A 20,586-nucleotide genomic window follows, 5' to 3' on the forward strand; every position below is an offset into this window, starting at 1 on the left:
CAAAAAAACCCTTGAATACTGGTTTTTCCAGTCTAGACACGTTGCCACAAATTTGCAAACATACATAAAACTGCAACTTGCCGGATTTGTTGCAGAAGGCTGTCCAACTACGTAGCTCGCCACCGTTGCCGTGTATTCCAACCGGAGTCCCATCATGCAATGTATGAAGAAGCTTAGCCTTGTGGTTGCAGTAATTTCCCTAGGTTGGACGCAGGCTCACGCCGGCGCCATCACCGTCTACACCGCCCTCGAAGAAGACGAAATCGCGGCCTACCTGAAAGCCGCCAACGCCGCCATGCCGGACGTGAAGGTCAACGTGCTGCGGCTGTCCACCGGCGATCTGGGCGCGCGCCTGATCGCCGAGGCTTCCAACCCGCAGCAGGACGTGATCTGGGGGTTCGCCGTCAGCAACATGCTGGATCCGCGCCTGCAGAACCTGCTGGAGCCGTACGCGGCCAAAGGCATGGACGCCCTGCCCGCGCAGTACAAGGGCGCCGACCAGAAGTGGTTCGCAGCCACTGGCTACGTGGCCGCATTCTGTGTGAACACGGACAGGCTCAAGTCCAAGAACCTGCCCATGCCGACCTCCTGGGAAGACCTGACCAAGCCCGTCTACAAGGGCGAAATAGTTATCCCCAGCCCCGCGGCCTCGGGCACCGGCTATCTGCAGATCGTCGCGCTGCTGCAGGGCATGGGCAAGGAGAAAGGCTGGGCGCTGCTCAAGGACCTGGACAAGAACGTGGCGCAGTACACGCCGTCGGGCTCGCGCCCCTGCAAGATGGCGCGCGCCGGCGAGTACGCCATCGGCGTGTCCTTCGCCTTTCCCGCCATGCAATCCATAGAGGAAGGATTCCCCATCAAGATGGTGATTCCGTCCAAATGGGTGGGTTACGAGCTGGAAGCCTCGGGCCTGATGAAAACGGCCAAGAATCCCACCGACGCCAAACGTTTCCTCGATTGGACGCTATCGGCGCAGGCGGGCGGCCTGTACAGCAAGTACAAGGAACTGGTGACCATCCCCGGCGCCACGCCCAACAAGGCCGCCGAAGCCGCCGGCCTGCCCAAGGACCTGACCGCCGTGCTGTACCCCGTGGACTTCCCCAAGTCCGCCGCGGAACGGGACGCCACCATCAAGACCTGGCAGGAAACCATCAAGCGTTGACGGTGCCGCGGCCGGCGCACAGCCGGCTGCCGCCTGTCCTGGAGACGCCATGTATCTGGAATTGCGCGGAATCCGCAAGACGTTCGATGCGTCGGTAGCGCTGCAAGACATCGACCTGTCCGTGGGCGAACATGAATTCGTCTGCCTGCTTGGCCCCAGCGGCTGCGGCAAGACCACCTTGCTGCGCATCGTGGCGGGCCTGCTGCCCTTTGACCGCGGCACCATCACGCTGGGCGGGCGCGACCTGAGCGCGCTGCCGGCGCGCAAGCGCGGCTTCGGCATCGTGTTCCAGTCGTATTCTCTGTTCCCCAACATGACGGTGGCGCAGAACGTGGGTTACGGCCTGCGCATCCGCGGCGAATCGCGCGAACGCATCGGCGCGCGCGTGAAGGAACTGCTGGCGCTGATCAAGCTGCCCGAGCATGCCGAACGCTATCCGCACCAGCTGTCCGGCGGCCAGCAGCAGCGCGTTGCGCTGGCGCGCGCGCTGGCGGTGGATCCGGCGCTGATCCTGCTGGACGAACCGCTGTCCGCGCTGGACGCGCGCGTACGCACCGACATGCGCGCCGAAATCCACGACGTGCAGCGGCGCCTGAAGATCCCCACGGTAATGGTGACGCACGATCAGGAGGAAGCGCTGACGCTGGCCGACAAGATCGTGTGCATGAACGACGGCCGCATCGAACAGGTAGGCTCGCCGTCAGATCTGTACCTGCGCCCGCGCACCCGTTTCGTGGCGAACTTCGTGGGCCTGAGCAATCTGCTGCCCACCGACTGGGTACGCGAGGCCATGCCCCAGCTGATGGCGACGCGGCCCGAGGGCGCCAGCGAGCACTACGAGGCCTGCCTGCGGCCCGAGAACCTGCGCATCGCCGCGGACGATCGCGGGCCTGGCCGTGTGCAGGACATGACGTTCATGGGCAACCTCACCCGCCTGCGCATCGCCTGGCAGGGACGCGAACTGCTGGTGGAGCAACATGGCGCCGCCGGCCTGTCGCGCGGCGCCCCCGTACGGCTGGACATGGAGCCGGGCCAGTGCGCCTGGGTCAGCGTATGACGGATCGCGCCACGCAAACCGGAGCCGCCGCTTGAGCGCCGCCCACGCCAGCCCGGCCATCGCGGCGCCAACCGGCCGCGCCCCCTGGTCCGCCGACCGCGTGTTGCTGTGGAGCTGCGTCGGCATCCCACTTGCCGGCCTGGCGCTGTTCTTCCTCTATCCGCTGGCGACCGTGGCGTGGCGCAGCCTGGTCGAGAAAGACGGCTCGGTCGGCCTGGGCAACTATGCCGAGGTCTTCGCCACGCGCGGCGTGCTCACTGCCACGCTCAACAGCCTGGTCATGAGCACCGCCACCACGGTGGTGAGCGTCGGGCTGGGCTTTGCCATCGCCTATGGCCTGGATCGCAGCTGCATGCGCGGCAAGGCCGCCGTGCGGCTGGCGCTGGTGCTGCCGCTGCTGGCGCCTTCGCTGGTGCAGGGTCTGGGGCTCATCTTCCTGCTGGGGCGCAATGGGCTGGTACACCGCTGGACAGGCTGGGAAATCGATATTTACGGCTTCTGGGGCCTGTTGATCTCCAACGTGTTCTACGCCCTGCCTCAGGCCGTGCTGATCCTGCAGGCGGCCCTGCGCAACATGGACGCGCGCTACTACGACGCGGCCGAAGTCATGGGCGCGTCCGGCTCGCGCCAGTTCTTCGACATCACCCTGCCCAACTGCAAGTTCGGCCTCTTGAGCGCGGCCTTCGTGGTGTTCGTCATCACCATTACCGACTTCGGCAACGCCGCCGTGATCGGCGGCAACTACCGGGTGCTGGCCACGGAGATCTACAGCCAGGTATCCGGACAGATGAACTTCGGCATGGGCTCGGTGGTCGGCATCCTGCTGTTGCTGCCCTCGCTGATTTCGGTGCAGATCGAACGCGTCGCCTCGCAGCGCCAGTTCGGCTCGGCCTCGCCCAGCGGATTGCGGGTCACGCCGCAGCCGGCTCGCGGACGCGATGCGGCGTTCACCGCCGGCGTGCTGCTGGCCAGCGGCACCATCATCCTGACCGTGGCCACGGTGATCTTCGCCAGCTTCATGCGGCTATGGCCCTATCGCATGGAATGGACGCTGAAGCATTACGACATCACGGTCAGCGGCGGCTACACGCCGCTCTGGACGTCCTTGTACCTTTCCCTGGCGGCGGCAGGCGGCGGCGTACTGCTGCTGTTCTTCCTGAGCTTCGGGGTGTGCCGCATTCCGCGCGCCTGGGCCAAGCTGGTCTACCTGGTCTCGGTGCTGCCGGTGGGAGTTCCTGGCCTGGTGCTGGGCTTGTCGTACATCTTCGCCTTCAACGCCCCCGGCACGCCGCTGTATGCGCTGTATGGCAGCGCCGCGCTGATCGCCTTGTGCAACTTCTACCACTACCACACGCAGGGTTTCCTGACGATGATGACCGGCATGCGCGCCGTGCCGCAGGCGCTGGAGGAGGCGGTCAGCTGCCTGGGCGGCGGCACGCTGCGGGTGCTGCGCGACGCGGTGCTGCCGCTGATCGGCCCGACCGTGCTCGGCGTGTTCTTCTTCCTGTTCATGCGGTCCATGGTGACGCTGTCAGCGGTGATCTTCCTGGTCACGCCATCCGTGAGCGTGGCGCCCGTTTCCGTCCTGCGCCTGGACGAAGCGGGGTTCGTCTCGCAGGCTGCCGCCTATTCAACCCTTATCATGCTGGTCGTGGGGGGCTCCCTGCTGGCATTGCGCGCGCTGATCGCCGCAGCCGCGCGGCGCCGGACATAGATTAGGAAACATCGGACATGTGGCAAGAAGAGCGGTATCAGAGAATCCGCGCCCTGCTGTCTTCATTGCAGCAGGTATCGACCGACCGTATCGTCGGCGAACTAGGGGTGTCGAGGGAAACAGTCAGGCGTGACCTGCTGGAACTGGAGGCCATGGGCGAATTACGCCGGGTGCACGGCGGCGCCGTGCCGGTGCACAGCGAACCGCCCATCGCGGAACGCGTGCATACGCGCGTCAAATACAAGCGCGCCATCGCGCGCGCGGCCGCGGGGCTGGTATCCAGCGGACAGACCCTGTTCCTGGACGCCGGCAGCACCACCAGCGTGCTGGCCGACGAACTGGCCAAGCTGTCGGGCCTGACCGTCATCACCAACTCGTTCGACGTCGCCTTGAAGGTGGGCGCGGCCGGCAACGGCGCGAACCAACTCATCATGCTGGGCGGCTCCGTGGGCGGCCCGGTATGCGCCACGGCCGGCGACATCACAATCGCCGAGATCCACCGGTATCGCGCGGACTTGGCGCTGCTGTCTCCGGTAGGCGTGGACGCCGAATTCGGCGCCACCAATTATGACCTGCGCGAAGCCGAAGTCGCGCGCGCCATGGCGGCAAGCGCCAAGCAGCTGGTGCTGCTGGCCGACTTCAGCAAGATCGGCCTGTGCAGCCGCGTGTCGTACTGCAGCGCGGACCGCATCGACCATCTGGTCACCAACACCAGCGCGCAGAAGTCGCCCGCCTACGCCGCCTTGAAATCCGCCGTCGGCAAAATCCTGGCGGTGTAGCGCAAGCGTCGGCCACGCGTCAGTCCAGCGACACGCCCGCAGTTTTCACCATGTCGGCCCAGTACACGGTGTCTTCCTGCAGCCGCGTCTTGAATGCGGCGGGCTGGCTGCCCACCGCCCAGCTGCCGCCGCTGTTGATCTTGGCGATCACGGCGGGCGATTTCATCGCCTGCCCCACTGCTTGCGCCAGGTAGGCGATGCGCTCGGGCGGGGTGCCGGCGGGCGCGAACAGTCCGTACCAGTCATCGGCGGTAATGCCCTCCATGCCTGCCTGCTTGAGTGTGGGCGCCCCCTTGAAGATGCCGATGCTGTTCTCGTGGCTGAGCGCCAGGATGCGCAGCTTGCCGGCGGCGACCATGGGTTCGGCCGAGGCCGGTGAAGTTATCAACATGTCCACCGTGCCTCCCATGAGATCGGTGATGGCGGGCGCTGCACCGCGATACGGCACATGCACCAGTTTCACATCGGCCTTCTGCGACAGCAGCGCGCCCATCAGATGGCTCATGGTGCCGTTGCCGGGCGTCGCATAGGTGACCACGCCGGGCTGCTTGCGCGCGGCGTCCAGATAGTCGTTCAGCGTGCGGTACGGGCCCTCGCTGCGCGCCACCAGCACCAGCGGCGCGGAAGTGATCTGCGAGATGGGCGTGAAGTCCTTGACGGGATCAAAGCCCACGTTCTTGTACAGGCGCGGATTGACGGCCATGACGCTGGTCTGCGACATCACCAGGGTATAGCCATCGGGCTTGGCACGCGCCACCTGCGCCGTGCCGACGTTGCCGCCCGCGCCCGAGCGGTTTTCCACCACCACACTCTGGCCCGTGATGGCGCCCAGTTCCTGCGCGATCAGGCGTGCGACGCCGTCATTACCGCCCCCCGGAGGAAACGGCGACACGACCGTGATGGCCTGCTTGGGATAGTCGGGTAGAGGCGCGGGCGCCTCGGCGTGGACGACAGTCCCCCACAACAAACCGGCCAGCGCCGCGGCAGCGGCCTTGCGTATGTGCGATGCATGGTGCTTCATCTGAGTTCCCCTTGTGATTGGCGGCCGGATACTCGGCCGTCCTTTGCATTCCGGTTCGGCATGAACCGTCCGCACCCCGGCCGTGCAGGCCGGGGCGTACTTTTCGGATTGATGCGTCTGCTGTGCCGCGAGGCCGGATCAGGCGAGCGCGGCGGCTCCGGTGTCAGCGGGCCGGAAAGCGGTAGCCCGCCAGTTCGCGTTCGTCGATCTGCTTGACCAGATTGGTCTCCCAGGCCAGGTACTGGCGCGCGGCGGCCTTGTTGCCGTCGTGGCGGTCATGCACAAAAAACAGATAGTCGATGCAGTCCGCGTCGGCGGGCTCGGCCGGCGTGGACGCCAGTGCGATGCCCTGCGCGGCCCAGCCAGAGGGATCTCCGGTGTTGGCATGGATGTCGTTCACTCCCAGCGCCCGCAAGTCCTGCGCGGCCCAGGCGGCCAGGGCCGCATCCTCGGCCAGCAACACTACCGGACGCGTGGCGTCCAGGGGCAGGCTGGCGAGACGCGGGCGAATGGACCAGCGCGCGCCTGCAATATGGCTGGCGCGATAGCGCATGCTGGGACGAAGATCGATCAGCTGCGCGCCCTGCGCGCGCGCGGCTGCAAGCTGCGCATCATCCAGCAAGGGCAATTGCGGCGCCAGCGCCTTTTCCACAGGGTTGTCCAAATGCGCCTGCACGCCTTCTCGCAGCACGCTGGCGTCCCAGCCCATCTGCCGCAGCCAGCTGGCGACCACCGGCGCGCGCACGCCTTCGGCATCGAACACGACGATGCGCGCGCCGCGCACGGCCAGGTACTGGTCGGTGGCCTGGATCAACTGGCCGCCAGGCGTGTGCTGCGCACCGGGCAGCGAACCTTGGGCGTGCTCTTCGGCGCTGCGCACATCGCACAGGAAGGTGCTGCGGTTCTTGTCGCGCAACCATGCTTGCACCGCTTGCGCACTCACCGTAGGCACGCCATGGCTTTCGGCCAGTCGCGCGGAACGCTGTGCCAGCGCGGGCAGGTCTTGTGGTGCAACGCCATCGTCGTAGCGGCGGCGCGCGCCGTGTTCAAGCTGCAGATCCTCGAGGTACCAGCCTTGCGTGCCGTTCTCCAGCGCGTAGACAGGATTGGGTACGCCCAGGTTGATCAGCGTCTGCGCCCCGATGATGCTGCGCGTGCGGCCGGCGCAGTTCACCACAATGGTGGTCTGCGGATTGCTCGCCAGCGCGTGGGCGCGCAGCGCCAGTTCCCCGTTGGGGCAGCAGATGCCGCCCGGGATGCTCATCTTCTGGTATTCCGCATAAGGCCTGCCGTCCAGCACGATCAGGTCGTCGCCGCGGCGCTGGCGTTCGGCCAGGTCGCGCGCGCCGATACGCGGGGTGTGGAAAACTTCTTCGGCCAGTTCGCCGAAGGTTTTGCTGGGCACGTTCACGCCCGCGAAGACGGCATAGCCGTCGCGCTGCCATTGCGCGATGCCGCCGCTCAGGCGATGGACATTGCAGTACCCAAGCGCTGTCAGGGCCTGCGCGGCGCGCGCCGCCGTGTCATCGGCGCCGCCGTCGTCGTAGAGCGCGATGCGCACATCGCGCCGCGGCGCCAGGCGCACGATATCCACCTCCAGCCGGCTGTAAGGCACGGGCGCGGCGTAGAACAGATGGCCCTCGCCATACTGGCCATGCTCGCGCACGTCCAGCAGCGCGATTTCCGCGCCATCATGCAGCCATTGCTTGAGCGTGTGCGGATCGATGTCGATGGCGGACGGGTCTTGAGTGGGGTGCATCATGGTGTTCAGCGAAGACAGAGAAAGTCGGGATAGCGCTTGTTTCAGGTCGGCAATGAGGTCGTCGGGGTCCTCCAGGCCTACATGCAGGCGCAGCATGGCGCCGCGCGGCTCGGGATCCGGCAAAGACCGCGCCGCGGCAAGATTCACCGGTATCACGAGGCTTTCGAAACCGCCCCACGATGCGCCGATGCCGAATAGCTGCAGGCTGTTGATAAGTCGCTCGACGGCGTCGACGCCGACCGCGCCGGCGAACTCCACCGTCAGGAGGCCATTCGCGCCGGTGCAATCGCGCTGCCACAACGCGTGGGAAGGATCGCCGGGCAAGGCCGGACACAGGACACGCGCCACTTCCGGACGGCTCAACAGAAAGTCCGCCACACGCAAGGCGCTGCGGGCGTGCTGCGCCATGCGCAAAGGCAGCGTGCGCATGCCGCGCAACACCAGATAGGCGTCATCGGCGCCAACGGTCTGCCCCAGATCCACGGTGGCGCGCTCCAGCGCATTCCAGGCCCGTGCATTGGAGATCACCGCGCCCATCATCACATCGGCATGTCCGCCCAGATACTTGGTGGCCGCCAGGATCGAAATGTCGGCGCCCAATGTCAGGGGTTGATGCAGCAATCCGGAGGCCCAGGTGTTATCCACAGCCAGCCAGCAATCATGCGCGCGGGCCAAAGCGGCCAACGCCGGCAGATCTGGCATCTCATACGTCAGGGAGCCCGGCGACTCCGCGTAGATCATGCGGGTTTGAGGACGGATGAGCGCTTCGATGCCCGTGCCGTCAGGCTGGTAGTACGTATACGCGATGCCCAGCCGCGCCAGATGTTCCGCGCAGAAGCGGCGCACGGGCTCGTACACCGCATCCGTGATCAGTACATGGTCCCCGGCGCGCAAGTAAGCCAGCAGCACGGTGGCGATGGCGGCCTGGCCGGTGGGATACAGCTTGGCGCGATAGCCTTCTTCCAGCTCGACCAACGCGTCTTCGAGCGCGTGCGTGCTATCGGTGCCGCGCGCGCCGTAGGACGGCAGGCGTTCCTGGTCGCGGCGGCTGCGCGTGTCGCGCCAGGCCTGCACGCTGTCGAAGACGTAGGTGCTGGCGCGCGTGACGGGCGTATTGACCCAGCCGCGATGAGGGCGGCCGGCGCGCAGGAGGCGCGTGGCGGACCGATAGGGCTTGTCCATGATCAGCGGCGCGTCTGCACGCCGATCGGCATGACTTTGCAGGTGCCGGCTTGCAGGTCGAACGCCAGGCGTTCGGTCAGCGTTTCCAGTGCGCGGCCGTACATGTGCAGATGGCGGATGACGCTGTCACCCTGGATTTCCACGGCGTGGATATCGTCCGGCATCAGCGCGATGCCGGTGCCGGGGCCAACCACCACGGTGCCGGTCTTTTCGAGCCGGCCCACGCCGGGCACGGAGCCGTCGTCGCTGCGGTCATAGACGTAGTTGTATTCCACGCCTTCCACGGCCGCGATACAGGCCCAGGTCGTGTGGTTGTGTGGAACGATCTGCTTGCCGGGACGCATGACGTTCAGATAAAGCGCGTAGCTCTTGTCTGCGTCCTCGGCGATCAGGTAGCGGGCCTGGCGTTCGCCGTCTTCCGGCGCGGGATAGCGGTCGGCTGCCCACCAGTCGGTGTGGCCGGCCAAGCCGATCAACTCGTCCAGTACGGCCTGGAGACTGTCTCGGTTCAGCCCCTTATTTCCTACAGTTTTTTTAATATTTCCGATGGCGTTAGCGATGCCGGCTTGGTGAGGATGTGCGTTGCTCACTTTACGTTTTCCCTATTTTCATGAGTTATGCCATTGAATGTATCCCCCCTGCTGGCGTGGAACAATTTAAATTGCCTTAAGATTCCATTAGCGTCGCTAATACTTTCTACACACCCATGCGCAACCTGGATCTGGACCTGCTCCGCACGCTGACGGCCATCGCCCGGCACGACACCTTTTCGGAAGCCGCCAACCGCCTGCACAAGACACAGTCCGCCGTGACGCAACAGATGCAGCGGCTGGAATCCCTTATCGGCCAGCCCTTGTTCGAGAAGCAGGGCCGCAACAAGGTGCTTTCATCGCATGGGCGGCGTCTGGTGGAATACGCCCGCCACATGCTGGCCATCAACGATGAGGCGCTACGCGCCCTGCAGGACGGGCCGTTGGAAGGCGACCTGAAGCTGGGCGCGCCGCTGGACGTGGCGGACTCGATCCTGCCCACGCTGCTGACGCACATCGCGCGCTCGGCGCCGCGCGTGAAACTGGAAATCCGCACGGACCGCAGTCCCTTCCTGATGGACGCTCTGCGCGCCGGGGAGCTCGACCTGACGATATCCACGCGCTTCGACCAGGACTTCGAGGGCGTGGCGCTGCGCACTTCGCCCACGGTGTGGCTGGCCTCGGCCGACTACGTGCACGACATGCATGCGCCGGTGCCGCTGGTGCTGGCCGACGAACCCAGCATCTTCCGCCGGCTGGCGCTCACGGCCCTGGAACAGGCGCGCGTGCGCTGGCACACCAACTATGTGGCGCCGACGCTGGTGGGGATAAAGGCCGCGCTGCGCGCCGGCTTGGGCGTCACTGCGCGCAGCGTGGAGCTGCTGGGGCCGGAAATGCGCGTGTTGGGTGAAAAGGAAGGATTGCCGCCCTTGCCCGACGTGACGTACTTCCTGTGGATAAGGCCGGACCTGATAAATCCGCTGACACGACAGGTCTACGACATGCTCAAGACCAGCCTGGGGCTGGCTCAGCAAGGCGATGCGGCGGCCCAGCCGCCGCGCATCAATAGCGGTCGAACAGATCCTGCAGGGCAGCCGGATCGCGCGTGACGGATAGGCCCAGCATCAGCAGGATGCGGGCTTTCTGGGGGTTCAGGTCGCGCGCGGCAACAAACCCCAGACGGGCGTCATCGAGTTCGACGTCGCGCGCCACGAAGCCGCTGCCCGTGCGGCTGGACCGCACGACCGCCACGCCGTTGGCCGCGGCGCGGCTCAGGCTTTCAATGGCCAGATCCGTAGCGTTGCCGTCGCCGACGCCGGCCAGCACGATGCCATCGGCGGCATCGGCCAGAAAATCGATCAGATCGCCCTGCAGGTTGGCATGGGCATAGACAACGTCCACGCGGGGCCAGCGGGCCTTTTCCAACAATGCGAGTGAAAACTCGCTTTCGGTGGTATGCGTCGTGGTGTTGCGCGAATAGAAGCATGGAACACCGCCGTGCATGACTCCGGCGCGGCCGCGATTGGGCGACGCGAACGCGCAGAGGCCGGCGCTGGCGATCTTCTGGATCTCGCGGGCGTAGTGCACATCTTCGTTCATGACGACAAGCGGCCCGCGGCCACGCGCCTCGGGATGGCGCGCCAGCGCCACCGCGTTGTACAGATTGGCCGGGCCTTCGGCGCCCAGCGCGGTGGCCGGACGCATGGCGCCCACCATCACTACGGGCTTGTCGTGGCGTATCACCAGGCTCAGGAAGTACGCCGTTTCTTCCAGCGTATCCGTGCCATGCGTGATGACGATGCCCGCCACCGAGGCGTCGCGGCTCAGCGCATCCACGCGCTCCGCCAGCGCGCGCCACACGGCGTGCGTCATGTTCTGGCTGCCGACGTTGGCGACCTGCTCGGCGCGGATCTCGGCGATGTTCGCCAGTTGCGGCACGGCGGCCAGCAAGTCATCGACGGAAAACGAGCCTGCCTTGTAGCCGGCGGAGGTCGCGTCAGCCTGTGCGCCGGCGATCGTGCCGCCCGTCGCCAGTACCGCGATGACAGGCAGCGCGCGCTCAGGCATCCACTACTCCGGACAGGCCCTGGCGCTCGAGCAGGGAATTCAGGTGTTCCCAGCCATGGAAGTCGATGACGATCTGGCCCTTTTCCTTGGCGCCCACTTTCAGCGCGACGCGCGTACCCAGATGGTCGGACAGCGCCTCTTCCAGGCGGGTCAGGTCGCGCGACACGCCGTTGGCCTTCTTCTTGGGCGCGGCGGACGACTCGGTTTCCTTGGCGGTCTTGGCGACCAGCTTTTCCGCTTCACGCACCGACAGGCGACGCGCGATGATTTGATTGGCCAGCTGGATCTGCGTGGCCGCATCAACGGCGAGCAGCGCCCGCGCATGGCCCATGTCCACGTCGCCCGCCAGCAGCATGGTCTGCACGGCCGCCGCCAGGTTCAAGAGGCGCAACAGGTTGCTGGTGGCCGAACGCGAACGGCCGATTGCTTGCGCGGCCTGCTCATGCGTCAAGCCGAATTCATCCAGCAGCCGGCGCACGCCCTGCGCTTCTTCCAGCGGATTCAGGTCTTCGCGCTGGATGTTTTCAATCAACGCCATGACGGCCGCGTTCTCGTCGGCCACTTCACGCACCAGCACCGGCACTTCCTTCAGGCCCGCAATCTGCGCAGCGCGGAAGCGCCGTTCGCCGGCGATGATCTCATAGTGGCCGGGCGCGGCTTCGCCCAGTGCGCGCACAAGAATGGGTTGCATGATGCCTTGTGTGCGGATCGATTCGGCCAGTTCGCCCAAAGCGCCCTCGTCCATGCGCGTGCGCGGCTGATACTTGCCGGCGCGCATCTTCGAGACGGGCAAGGTGGACGGCGGACCCTCGGGCTTGGCGGCGGCAGCAGCCTTGCCGATGTTCTCGATGGCTGGCGCGTCGGCGCCGAGCAAGGCGTCCAGTCCGCGGCCCAATCCCTTGGGTTTCTTGGTGGCCATAATTAAATCCTCTTTCCTTCTGTTTTTGTATCCCGAGCCTGGCTCAGGCGTCCGTCTGCTCGGCGGGCAGGCGGTACCAATACGCGTAACAGTCTTTGAAACCGTAGCGGCCATACAAGGCGCGCGCGGCGGTATTCTCCGGCTCAACCTGCAAATAGGCTGTCGTGGCGCCGCCGGTGGCGCCTGTTGCCAACAAGTGTTCAATCAGGGCGGCTGCGTAGCCTTTGCGCCGCTGCCCCGGGTCGGTGACGATATCGAACAGGCCCAGCAAGTCACCGTCGCGGACAGCCAGGCCCGCGGCAACGCACTGCCCCGCTGTGTCCGTTGCCAGCACCGGCGAGATATCCACAGCCAGTCCTTGCAAGCGCGTCCGATGTTCGGCGATGTGTGCGGATTCCGAGTTGCGCATTGCCCCGACCGCCGCCGCGAAGCGCCCGGTATCGACAATATTGAAAAGCAGATCGCCCCGGACGCTGGGCCTGGGAGCGAGCGGCATGCACATGACTCGGGTCTCGTCGGTAAAGGTATAACCGCGGGACTCCAGTTCGGCGTCGAGGGAAAAATCGGGACCGATGGAGGTAATGCGCAGCACCATGGGCAAGCCATGGCGCGCATACAACGATGAACAATACGCCAGCCGCTCGTCCAACGGACGTGTGGATAACCCCAGCACATTGATACTGCGTGCGCGCTTGGCCGACGAGGGCGCGAACCGCACCAGCCAGCCATCGAAAAGCACCTGCGCGCCGACCGCGGTCGCGTTCAACGCTGCCTCTTCCAGACGCGTGCGCAGGCTGTCGCGCGCATCGATGCGCGGCGTACCGGGGACTGGCATTTCGGTCTGGGAAAAGAGCGGGACGGCGGACATGGTTGTGGCCTACTTCAGATCCTTCTTCACGCGCTCAATCATTTCAGCGCCAAACGAGATGTAGGCCTGCGCACCGCGCGAGCCGCGGTCGTACACCACGCCAGGCATGCCGTAGCTGGGGGCTTCGGCCAGACGCACGTTGCGCGGCACCACGGTCTTGAAAACCTTGTCGCCGAAATGCGCCTCTAGTTGCGCGGAGACCTGCTGTTGCAGGGTCATGCGCGGATCGAACATGACGCGCAACAATCCAATGACGCGCAGATCGTCGTTGATGTTCCGGTGCACGCGCTTGATGGTATTGACCAGGTCGGACAGGCCTTCCAGCGCGAAGTACTCGCACTGCATCGGAATGATGACGCCATGGGCGGCGGCCAGGCCGTTCAAGGTCAGCAGCGACAGCGTGGGCGGACAATCGATCAGCACGAAGTCGTACTGCGTGGCGACCGTGTCGATCGCGGCCTTCAATTGGCGCTCGCGTTGTTCCATCTGCACCAGGTCGATCTCGGCGCCGGACAGTTCGCGGTTGGCGGGCAGCACGTCGTAGCCGCCAGACTCGGACTTCACGCGGGCCTGCTCGATGTTGGATTCACCGATCAGCACCTGGTACAGGTTCGACTCGAGCGAGTTCTTGTCGATGCCGCTGCCCATCGTGGCATTGCCTTGCGGGTCCAGGTCCACCAGCAGCACACGTTGGTTGTGCGTGGCAAGGCCCGCCGCCAGATTGATGGCGGTCGTCGTCTTGCCCACACCGCCCTTCTGGTTGGCAATGCAGAAAACGCGGGCGGAGGTGCTGGGGGGTATGTTCTTCATAGGGTTCCTTGACTACGGCGCATCCAGATCAGGCAGCGTTCGGCCTGCAATTCAGGCACGCGCAACGGCTGGATGTGATCGACTTGCCATTCTCCGCGCGCATGCAGCGCCTGTATTTCGTCCTCGGGGACCTTGCCCTTCATGGCGACGAGGGTACCATCGTTGCGTACATGGCGACCTGCGAGTTGCGCAAAATCGTCCAAGGAAGCGAAGGCGCGCGACGTCACGATGTTGCACTCGGCCGAAGTCAGCGTTTCAATGCGCGCGTGGCTGGCCTGCAGATTGGGCAAGGCCAGCACGCCACTCATCTGCCGCACGAAGGCCGTCTTCTTTTCAACTGCGTCCACGCAGGTCACCGACCAATGGGGCCGCATGATCGCCAGAACGACGCCTGGCAGGCCGCCGCCCGATCCGACGTCGTAGACCTTGGCCGGCGTACCAGAAGCGCCCAGCGCCTCGCTGAACGGCCCCACGGCGGCCAAGCTGTCGAACAGGTGCTGGATCAGCATCTGCTGCGGATCGCGGATGGCGGTGAGGTTATAGGTCCGGTTCCAGCGCTGCATCTGCGACAGATAGTTCAGCAGCTTGGCCATCGTGGCGGCATCGGCTTCCAGGCCCAGTTGCTCGCAGGCGCGAGACAGGCGGCCGGCCATGTCCGCGCCGGCCGTATCGGCGTGCGCGCTCATGCCGCTTGCTTGCGCGAGCCGTAATGCAGGCGCTTCAGATGGATCAGCAGCAATGAGATTGCAGCGGGAGTGACGCCGGAAATGCGCGCGGCCTGGCCGATGGTTTCCGGGCGATGCGCCTTGAGCTTCTGGCGCACTTCAAACGACAGGCTGGTCACCGCGTCGTAGTCGACATCGGCAGGTATGGCCTGTTGTTCATGCGCGATCTGCTTCTGGACTTCAACCTGCTGGCGGTCGATGTAGCCGGCGTACTTCACCTGGATCTCGACCTGCTCGGCCAGCACTTCGTCTTCCATCACCCCGGGGCCGGCCAGGAGCGAGCCGTCGGCATTGCGGGCAGCCATCAAGGCTTCATAGGAAACATTGGGTCGTTTCAGCAGATCTGAAAGTGAGTACTCACGTTCAATTGCCTTGCCCAGCAGCGGTTCCGCAACTTCGGCGGGCAGTATACGCGGATTCACCCAGGAGGATTTCAAACGTTCGACTTCCGCGGACACCGCGTCGCGCTTGCGATTGAAGGCATCCCAGCGGGCGTCATCCACGATTCCCAGGCGGCGGCCGATTTCGGTCAGACGCAGGTCGGCATTGTCTTCGCGCAGGCTAAGCCGGTATTCGGCCCGGGACGTAAACATGCGGTACGGCTCAGTCACGCCACGCGTGACCAGGTCGTCCACCAACACGCCCAGATAAGCCTCGTCGCGGCGCGGAGTCCATTGCTCGCGCTCCAGCGAGAACAGCGCGGCGTTGACGCCAGCCAGTAGCCCTTGGGCGGCCGCTTCTTCGTAGCCGGTGGTGCCGTTGATCTGTCCGGCAAAGTACAGGCCCGTGATCGCCTTGGTTTCCAGGGTGCTCTTCAATCCACGTGGATCGAAGTAGTCGTACTCGATAGCGTAGCCGGGGCGCAAGATGTGCGCGTTTTCCAGGCCGGGCAGGGAATGGATCAACGCCAGCTGCACATCGAACGGCAAACTCGTCGACACGCCGTTCGGATAAACCTCGTGGGTATCCAGCCCTTCCGGTTCCAGGAAGACCTGGTGCGACTCTTTGTCGGCAAAGCGATGGATCTTGTCTTCGATGGACGGGCAGTAACGCGGCCCCACCCCCTCGATCACGCCGCTGTACATTGGCGAGCGGTCCAGGCCGCCGCGGATGATGTCATGGGTACGGGCGTTGGTATGCGTGATCCAGCAAGGCAGCTGGCGCGGGTGCATGGCGACATTGCCCATGTAGGAAAACACGGGAATCGGATCCAGATCGCCAGGCTGCTCTTCCAGGATGCTGTAGTTGATCGAGCGGCCGTCGATGCGCGGCGGCGTGCCGGTCTTCAAACGTCCTTGCGGCAAGGCCAGTTCCTTCAGGCGTTGCCCCAGGGAGATCGCAGGAGGGTCGCCGGCACGGCCGCCCGAATAGTTCTGCAGGCCCACGTGAATCAGGCCGTTCAGGAACGTGCCTGCGGTCAACACCACGGACTTGGCGCGAAACTTCAAACCGATCTGGGTAACGGCGCCGACCACACGGTCGCCCTCCACCATCAGATCCTCGACCGCTTGTTGGAAGAGCCAGAGGTTTGGCTGGTTTTCCAAGCGGCCACGGATGGCCTTGCGATAGAGGACGCGGTCAGCCTGGGCGCGCGTAGCGCGGACTGCTGGTCCCTTCGATCCATTAAGGATGCGGAATTGAATCCCCGAATCATCCGTCGCCAAGGCCATCGCGCCGCCCAGGGCGTCGACTTCTTTGACAAGGTGGCCCTTGCCGATCCCGCCAATGGAGGGATTGCAAGACATTTGACCTAGGGTTTCGATGTTGTGCGTCAGCAGCAGCGTCTGGGCGCCGGTGCGGGCAGCAGCCAGCGCAGCTTCGGTGCCGGCGTGGCCGCCACCGACGACGATGACATCGAATTCGCGGGGATAGTCCATGATGGGGGGAGGTAAGAGAGAGCGTTCGGTGCTCATTATAGAGGCAGGGATTGCATGTTTCACGTGAAACATGCTTCGGTGCAGCAAGAACCTGATAAAGCCGAAAGCGCCGTCGGCAAAAAACAGCTTCACAGACTTCTAAGGCATGAATATGTCGGCAAGTGCCACTGCTTTGCCGCGCCATGTTTCACGTGAAACGTCGTACTTATCTGGCCCAGTCACGTCCTTACTGCTGCATTACCGTTCCTCAAAGTACCCCTTTGCCTTGCGCTTACCCGCCCGTTGCCCTCAATTCGCCATATGCGAGTACCGGTGAGTGAGGTATGTTCCACGTGAAACATGTCGGATCTCCGTGGTGTCGCCCGCGTATATGAACACCCTATTCCCTGCCTAGAGTGATTCGTCCTCTCGCCCATATGCTGAATCCCCGGATGTTCCACGTGAAACATCCCCCCTACCGCGGCATGGAGAGCTCGTTCGGCTGGTAAAGTGGCCGCGCTCAATACCAATCACGATTGCATACTCCAACTACAGTCCAACCACGACCGAGCGTCGCATGCCATATCGTCATGAGCCTTTGCGCCATTTGAGGACGCCAGGATGTCAATTTTGACCATCCGCACTATCGATGTTTCACGTGAAACATCGTTGCCTATACGCAGCAGATGATCAACGTTTCACGTGAAACGTTGATCATGCATAGGGCGAGCAAAAGAAGAAGAGGCCTGTTTCACACCCAAGAATGTTCCACGTGAAACACGAACGCAGCACTCCAAAGGCCGGCAGAGATAGGAATACCCGCGTCCGCTTGAGCCTCGTCGCTCAAGATCCGTATCAGTCATCTCGTCTCATGAAACCTTCTGATTTCAATCCCATGAAGGTTCATCCAAAAAAAGGCGATTTTCCAACCCCTACCCTACCCCTTACCCGAAACAGAGCATTTTTTTGCGTTTCACGTGAAACTTGAGTGTTGATAAGTGCGGCGAAACAGCTGTAGTCGTGGAGAGTCAACTCCCACGTACGGAACTCGAACTATCTCGTCAGCCCTAACGCAGCGCAACCAACATGAGATTTCTTCTTATCCGCCCTGCGCCAAACTGGCTAGGACCTGAAATGTCCAAACCCGCCAATTTGGAATGTTCCTCTTGTCCAAGCCCGCACCTCACGCCGAGGCGATACCTGCCGCTCAAGGCGAGTCTATGCCGCAGAAATTTGGGATAACTCAGAAGCGGGAAATCAGACGGACAAAGAACTCTCGCAGCAGAGCTATTAAGTCCTGCACAGTGTTATCAACAACTAGCAGATCCGATAGCTACCGACATTCGCGGTTTCACGTGGAACAACTCTGGGGATAAGTCATTGAAGGCCAATGCCTGGCGTGCCATAAAACGGCGCAGTGTGACCGACTTCGCAAAGTACCAAGAAGCGTGAAAAAGCACAAATGCCCAACTGCCTTCCCTATGGCAGCAATCGATTATTTCTATTTTGGATGCTTACCAAACTGAGGAAACTCGGCTTTCAAACCAACTTGATAACGACGCAAAAAACCGTGGAAAACTATGTGGATAAGATCGTCGTCACTGCCACAATGAATTCTCGAAAACCCACCATGACAACCCTCGCCTCTGAATATAGCGAGGAACTCTGCCGTCGCATCCTGCTCTTAACACCGCAAAAAACGTGGAGACGGATTATTCACAGACCTATCCACACATTGAATCCTGCGGTCCGCCACTACGCGGACACCGTTGGTCAGGTCGCACGGATTCATTGACCAGACAATTATCTTGCCCGTCTGCCGCAACCCGCGCCATCATCCTTATGGGTGAGATCCAGCCTTTCATGTGAAACCCTGTGGAAAACTCGCCGAGCGCGATTCGGGCTCACCTATGATTGACCGCGGCGTCCACGATCCGGTTCCGTCCACGTGGTCCAAAGTCGCGTGCACCACTTCGGATATCTTCACTCAGGCCCCCTACTTCCGGACCCTATCCCCATTTCTATCCACAGGCGTTTGAGCCATCTCAGGGCGCCAAAGGGTGTAATTCTGTGCATAACCGGGATGGGGATATCTTTGTGAACAACCGGCCGCCGTGCAAGCAAAAACGGGCCAGATCGGCCTCAGGACATTACGGCCGCGTCGCCCTTATTCCGGCTGAGATCTGCTCAATATTGCGTTAAATGCCTGTATTCCTTAGGGAAAGGCCATATAGAAACGCGAACATCACAGCAAAGCCGAATAAACCCAAGCAGCCTAGCTGGCCCCCGATGCCGTTCCAAGAAGGACGGGATAACTGTGCAAAACCTGGCTACGGATAAGCAATTGCTTCATTGCTGAGCATCAAAATGCTCATGCCCAAAAATAATTATCCACAAACTTATCCACGGCCGGAGAATATGTTAGTGAATACTAACTATTCACGCAGAACAAGCTGATCAGGCGTCGGCAGCCCAAATGAAACAACGCCCCAGACCTTCCGGTCTTGGGGCGTTGTAGCCAGGCCGAGCCTGGCGGACGGGAAATTGGGATTTCCCGATTTAGAGCGGGCGAATTTCGGCCGCTTGAGGTCCTTTCGGACCATCCTTGACTTCGAATTCGACTTCCTGGCCTTCGTTCAGGCTGCGATAGCCGCGGCCCTGGATGGCGGAAAAGTGTGCGAAAACATCGGTACCACCAACGTCCGGCGTGATGAAACCGTAACCCTTGTCAGCGTTGAACCACTTAACTTTGCCCTTCTGAGCCATTTTTTCTAGCGTCCTGTAATTAACTCGAAATGCAATGAATCAAGGACGCCGTGAGAACTGAACGACCGGTAGAAGTACCTGCGTTGCTGCTGCGTTCCCGCTTGCCGCCTAGCTGCAGAACGAGTCCGCGCGCTGCTTGAATCAACTGCGTAATCAGCATACTCAGCACACATTACAGACTCATATAGTTGTTTACCCCAATGTCGTATTTTTAATACTGGGTCTCGTTCCGCTAGGGCTTGAGGCCCTGCCGACGCGCCATAAATGCGTAGATCGGGCCAGTCACGATCACCACAAAAACCATGCGTGTGACATGGAAGGCGGTGACCACGGGGACCCCTAGCTGCAGCACTTTGGCGGTGATTGCCATCTCTGCAATGCCACCCGGCGTAGTGCCAAGAATCAAGGTGGGTATGGGCGCGGCGGACCATAGCGACAGCAAGGCGCCCAGACCGAACGCCAGCGCCAATGCGGCCACCGTGAAGCTCGCCACAGCGGCAATAAAACGCGGCGCGGCCCGAAAGAAATCCGGCCGATAGCGGTCGCCCAGCGACCAGCCGATCAGCAATTGGCCAATCTTTGGAACGTAGTCCGGCAGGGCCGACAGCTCGATGCCGTTGGCCATAAGGATCATGGCGACCGACATCGGGCCCAGCACCCAGGGATTCGGCAGCCGCAGCTTCATGAAGGCGGCGCCGCCGACGCAGGTCAGCGCAATCAGCGCCGCCAGCCCCCAAGCATGGACCACCTTGGGTCCAGGAACCGTGGGATCCAGTCCCGCCACGCCCCACCACTGGAAGATGAAGGGCACGGCGACCACCACCATCAGCACACGCACGCTATGCGCCGTGGCCACCCGGTCTATGCGCGCCCCATGACGCTCTGCCAGGTTCGCCATTTCGCTGGCTCCGCCGATGGCGGACGAAAACCAGGCCGTCTTGAAATCCACATCGGTGTAGCGGCGCAGGATCGCCGTGCCCATGAAAGCCAGGCCCAATGCGAACAACATGCCGATGATGATGGGTCCCGCATTGCTGCCAATGTGACCGATCACCTGCGGCGTGAAGTAAAGCCCCAACGAAGTACCGATCACCCACTGGCCAGCATTGCGCGCCGGCCTGGGGCACGCCGTGCCCAAGCCCGCAATGCGCGTCGCCGCGGTCACCAGCAACGCGCCCAGCATCCACGGCAACGGGATGTGCGCCCACACCGCCAACAACGCGCCCGCCAATGCAAGCGCCAAACCGCCCAACACCCTCCACAACATGTTCTGACCCACGATACCGCCGCGCCTTAAGCTCATGTGAAAACCGAATTATGAGTTAGTGGGATACTTACGAAAACTCTCTCTGCTAGCAACGTTCACTC

At 63.1% G+C, this 20,586-nt stretch carries 16 protein-coding genes and 1 pseudogene; 5 read left to right on the forward strand and 12 right to left on the reverse strand.

Going from position 1 to position 20,586, the window contains the following annotated elements:
* The first annotated feature begins 154 nt into the window (after positions 1 to 154).
* The 4 genes from AC1RHV_RS12505 to AC1RHV_RS12520 are packed head-to-tail and all read left to right on the forward strand — an operon-like array spanning position 155 to position 4,712.
* Positions 155 to 1,162, forward strand: a complete 1,008-nt coding sequence (locus AC1RHV_RS12505; RefSeq protein ID WP_119449757.1) for an ABC transporter substrate-binding protein — start codon at positions 155 to 157, stop codon at positions 1,160 to 1,162.
* 49 nt (positions 1,163 to 1,211) lie between these two features.
* Positions 1,212 to 2,219, forward strand: a complete 1,008-nt coding sequence (locus AC1RHV_RS12510) for an ABC transporter ATP-binding protein (RefSeq protein ID WP_492300940.1) — start codon at positions 1,212 to 1,214, stop codon at positions 2,217 to 2,219.
* Positions 2,220 to 2,250: 31 nt separating this feature from the next.
* Positions 2,251 to 3,933, forward strand: coding sequence for an ABC transporter permease subunit (locus AC1RHV_RS12515; protein ID WP_119449759.1), 1,683 nt, complete (start codon positions 2,251 to 2,253; stop codon positions 3,931 to 3,933).
* A 17-nt stretch (positions 3,934 to 3,950) separates the two neighbouring features.
* A complete protein-coding gene (locus tag AC1RHV_RS12520) occupies positions 3,951 to 4,712 on the forward strand; it encodes a DeoR/GlpR family DNA-binding transcription regulator (protein WP_054455856.1) in 762 nt (253 codons plus the stop codon).
* A 19-nt stretch (positions 4,713 to 4,731) separates the two neighbouring features.
* Here the strand turns inward: AC1RHV_RS12520 and AC1RHV_RS12525 are convergent, their stop codons facing one another.
* From AC1RHV_RS12525 to AC1RHV_RS12540, 4 genes and pseudogenes are all read right to left on the reverse strand, one after another.
* Positions 4,732 to 5,733 carry a Bug family tripartite tricarboxylate transporter substrate binding protein gene (locus tag AC1RHV_RS12525; RefSeq protein WP_119449760.1) on the reverse strand — a complete coding sequence of 334 codons (1,002 nt, stop codon included), beginning with the start codon at positions 5,731 to 5,733 and terminating at the stop codon, positions 4,732 to 4,734.
* Positions 5,734 to 5,896: 163 nt separating this feature from the next.
* The gene (locus AC1RHV_RS12530; RefSeq protein WP_175213166.1) at positions 5,897 to 7,495 is read right to left on the reverse strand and encodes a rhodanese-like domain-containing protein; all 1,599 of its coding nucleotides are present in this window, start codon (positions 7,493 to 7,495) and stop codon (positions 5,897 to 5,899) included.
* Positions 7,496 to 7,531: 36 nt separating this feature from the next.
* Positions 7,532 to 8,677: pseudogene (gene metC, locus AC1RHV_RS12535) on the reverse strand (cystathionine beta-lyase); the annotation flags it as partial.
* Between the two features lie 2 nt (positions 8,678 to 8,679).
* Positions 8,680 to 9,267 carry a cysteine dioxygenase family protein gene (locus AC1RHV_RS12540; protein WP_119449761.1) on the reverse strand — a complete coding sequence of 196 codons (588 nt, stop codon included), beginning with the start codon at positions 9,265 to 9,267 and terminating at the stop codon, positions 8,680 to 8,682.
* Between the two features lie 116 nt (positions 9,268 to 9,383).
* On the opposite strand from AC1RHV_RS12540, the gene AC1RHV_RS12545 reads away from it, so the two are divergent.
* On the forward strand, positions 9,384 to 10,316 hold the full coding sequence (locus AC1RHV_RS12545) for a LysR substrate-binding domain-containing protein (protein ID WP_175181601.1): 933 nt from the start codon (positions 9,384 to 9,386) through the stop codon (positions 10,314 to 10,316).
* Here the strand turns inward: AC1RHV_RS12545 and AC1RHV_RS12550 are convergent.
* The 8 genes from AC1RHV_RS12550 to AC1RHV_RS12585 form a co-directional block, all read right to left on the reverse strand.
* Complete coding sequence (locus tag AC1RHV_RS12550) at positions 10,270 to 11,274, reverse strand: asparaginase (protein WP_054455849.1); 1,005 nt, start codon at positions 11,272 to 11,274, stop codon at positions 10,270 to 10,272. The two genes, AC1RHV_RS12545 and AC1RHV_RS12550, sit on opposite strands and share 47 nt — an antisense overlap.
* The gene (locus AC1RHV_RS12555) at positions 11,267 to 12,193 is read right to left on the reverse strand and encodes a ParB/RepB/Spo0J family partition protein (protein ID WP_054455848.1); all 927 of its coding nucleotides are present in this window, start codon (positions 12,191 to 12,193) and stop codon (positions 11,267 to 11,269) included. Before AC1RHV_RS12555 ends, AC1RHV_RS12550 begins: the two co-directional genes overlap by 8 nt.
* A gap of 43 nt (positions 12,194 to 12,236) precedes the next feature.
* Positions 12,237 to 13,061 (reverse strand): GNAT family N-acetyltransferase, encoded by an 825-nt coding sequence (locus AC1RHV_RS12560; protein ID WP_119449764.1) that lies wholly within the window; start codon positions 13,059 to 13,061, stop codon positions 12,237 to 12,239.
* A 9-nt stretch (positions 13,062 to 13,070) separates the two neighbouring features.
* Positions 13,071 to 13,871: a ParA family protein gene (locus tag AC1RHV_RS12565; RefSeq protein ID WP_054455845.1), complete on the reverse strand. Its 801-nt coding sequence runs from the start codon at positions 13,869 to 13,871 to the stop codon at positions 13,071 to 13,073.
* Positions 13,868 to 14,557, reverse strand: coding sequence for a 16S rRNA (guanine(527)-N(7))-methyltransferase RsmG (rsmG, locus tag AC1RHV_RS12570; RefSeq protein WP_054455844.1), 690 nt, complete (start codon positions 14,555 to 14,557; stop codon positions 13,868 to 13,870). The genes AC1RHV_RS12565 and rsmG overlap by 4 nt, the downstream gene beginning before the upstream one ends.
* A complete protein-coding gene (mnmG, locus tag AC1RHV_RS12575; RefSeq protein WP_492301751.1) occupies positions 14,554 to 16,473 on the reverse strand; it encodes a tRNA uridine-5-carboxymethylaminomethyl(34) synthesis enzyme MnmG in 1,920 nt (639 codons plus the stop codon). The genes rsmG and mnmG overlap by 4 nt, the downstream gene beginning before the upstream one ends.
* Before the next feature lie 2,538 nt (positions 16,474 to 19,011).
* Positions 19,012 to 19,218 carry a cold-shock protein gene (locus AC1RHV_RS12580; protein WP_006216596.1) on the reverse strand — a complete coding sequence of 69 codons (207 nt, stop codon included), beginning with the start codon at positions 19,216 to 19,218 and terminating at the stop codon, positions 19,012 to 19,014.
* 232 nt (positions 19,219 to 19,450) lie between these two features.
* The gene (locus tag AC1RHV_RS12585) at positions 19,451 to 20,485 is read right to left on the reverse strand and encodes an AbrB family transcriptional regulator (protein WP_492300945.1); all 1,035 of its coding nucleotides are present in this window, start codon (positions 20,483 to 20,485) and stop codon (positions 19,451 to 19,453) included.
* Positions 20,486 to 20,586 lie beyond the last annotated feature (101 nt).

Source organism: Achromobacter sp. GW823-FHT04E03, assembly GCF_058796095.1.

What these genes read in the sequence shown, in the direction of transcription:
- AC1RHV_RS12555 (WP_054455848.1), bottom strand. Translation starts at nt 12,193, where the DNA reads ATGGCCACCAAGAAACCCAAGGGATTGGGCCGCGGACTGGACGCCTTG.
- AC1RHV_RS12565 (WP_054455845.1), bottom strand. Translation starts at nt 13,871, where the DNA reads ATGAAGAACATACCCCCCAGCACCTCCGCCCGCGTTTTCTGCATTGCC.
- AC1RHV_RS12545 (WP_175181601.1), top strand. Translation starts at nt 9,384, where the DNA reads ATGCGCAACCTGGATCTGGACCTGCTCCGCACGCTGACGGCCATCGCC.
- AC1RHV_RS12580 (WP_006216596.1), bottom strand. Translation starts at nt 19,218, where the DNA reads ATGGCTCAGAAGGGCAAAGTTAAGTGGTTCAACGCTGACAAGGGTTAC.
- AC1RHV_RS12530 (WP_175213166.1), bottom strand. Translation starts at nt 7,495, where the DNA reads ATGATGCACCCCACTCAAGACCCGTCCGCCATCGACATCGATCCGCAC.
- AC1RHV_RS12560 (WP_119449764.1), bottom strand. Translation starts at nt 13,061, where the DNA reads ATGTCCGCCGTCCCGCTCTTTTCCCAGACCGAAATGCCAGTCCCCGGT.
- AC1RHV_RS12550 (WP_054455849.1), bottom strand. Translation starts at nt 11,274, where the DNA reads ATGCCTGAGCGCGCGCTGCCTGTCATCGCGGTACTGGCGACGGGCGGC.
- rsmG (WP_054455844.1), bottom strand. Translation starts at nt 14,557, where the DNA reads ATGAGCGCGCACGCCGATACGGCCGGCGCGGACATGGCCGGCCGCCTG.
- AC1RHV_RS12505 (WP_119449757.1), top strand. Translation starts at nt 155, where the DNA reads ATGCAATGTATGAAGAAGCTTAGCCTTGTGGTTGCAGTAATTTCCCTA.
- AC1RHV_RS12520 (WP_054455856.1), top strand. Translation starts at nt 3,951, where the DNA reads ATGTGGCAAGAAGAGCGGTATCAGAGAATCCGCGCCCTGCTGTCTTCA.
- AC1RHV_RS12510 (WP_492300940.1), top strand. Translation starts at nt 1,212, where the DNA reads ATGTATCTGGAATTGCGCGGAATCCGCAAGACGTTCGATGCGTCGGTA.
- AC1RHV_RS12585 (WP_492300945.1), bottom strand. Translation starts at nt 20,485, where the DNA reads ATGTTGTGGAGGGTGTTGGGCGGTTTGGCGCTTGCATTGGCGGGCGCG.
- mnmG (WP_492301751.1), bottom strand. Translation starts at nt 16,473, where the DNA reads ATGGACTATCCCCGCGAATTCGATGTCATCGTCGTCGGTGGCGGCCAC.
- AC1RHV_RS12525 (WP_119449760.1), bottom strand. Translation starts at nt 5,733, where the DNA reads ATGAAGCACCATGCATCGCACATACGCAAGGCCGCTGCCGCGGCGCTG.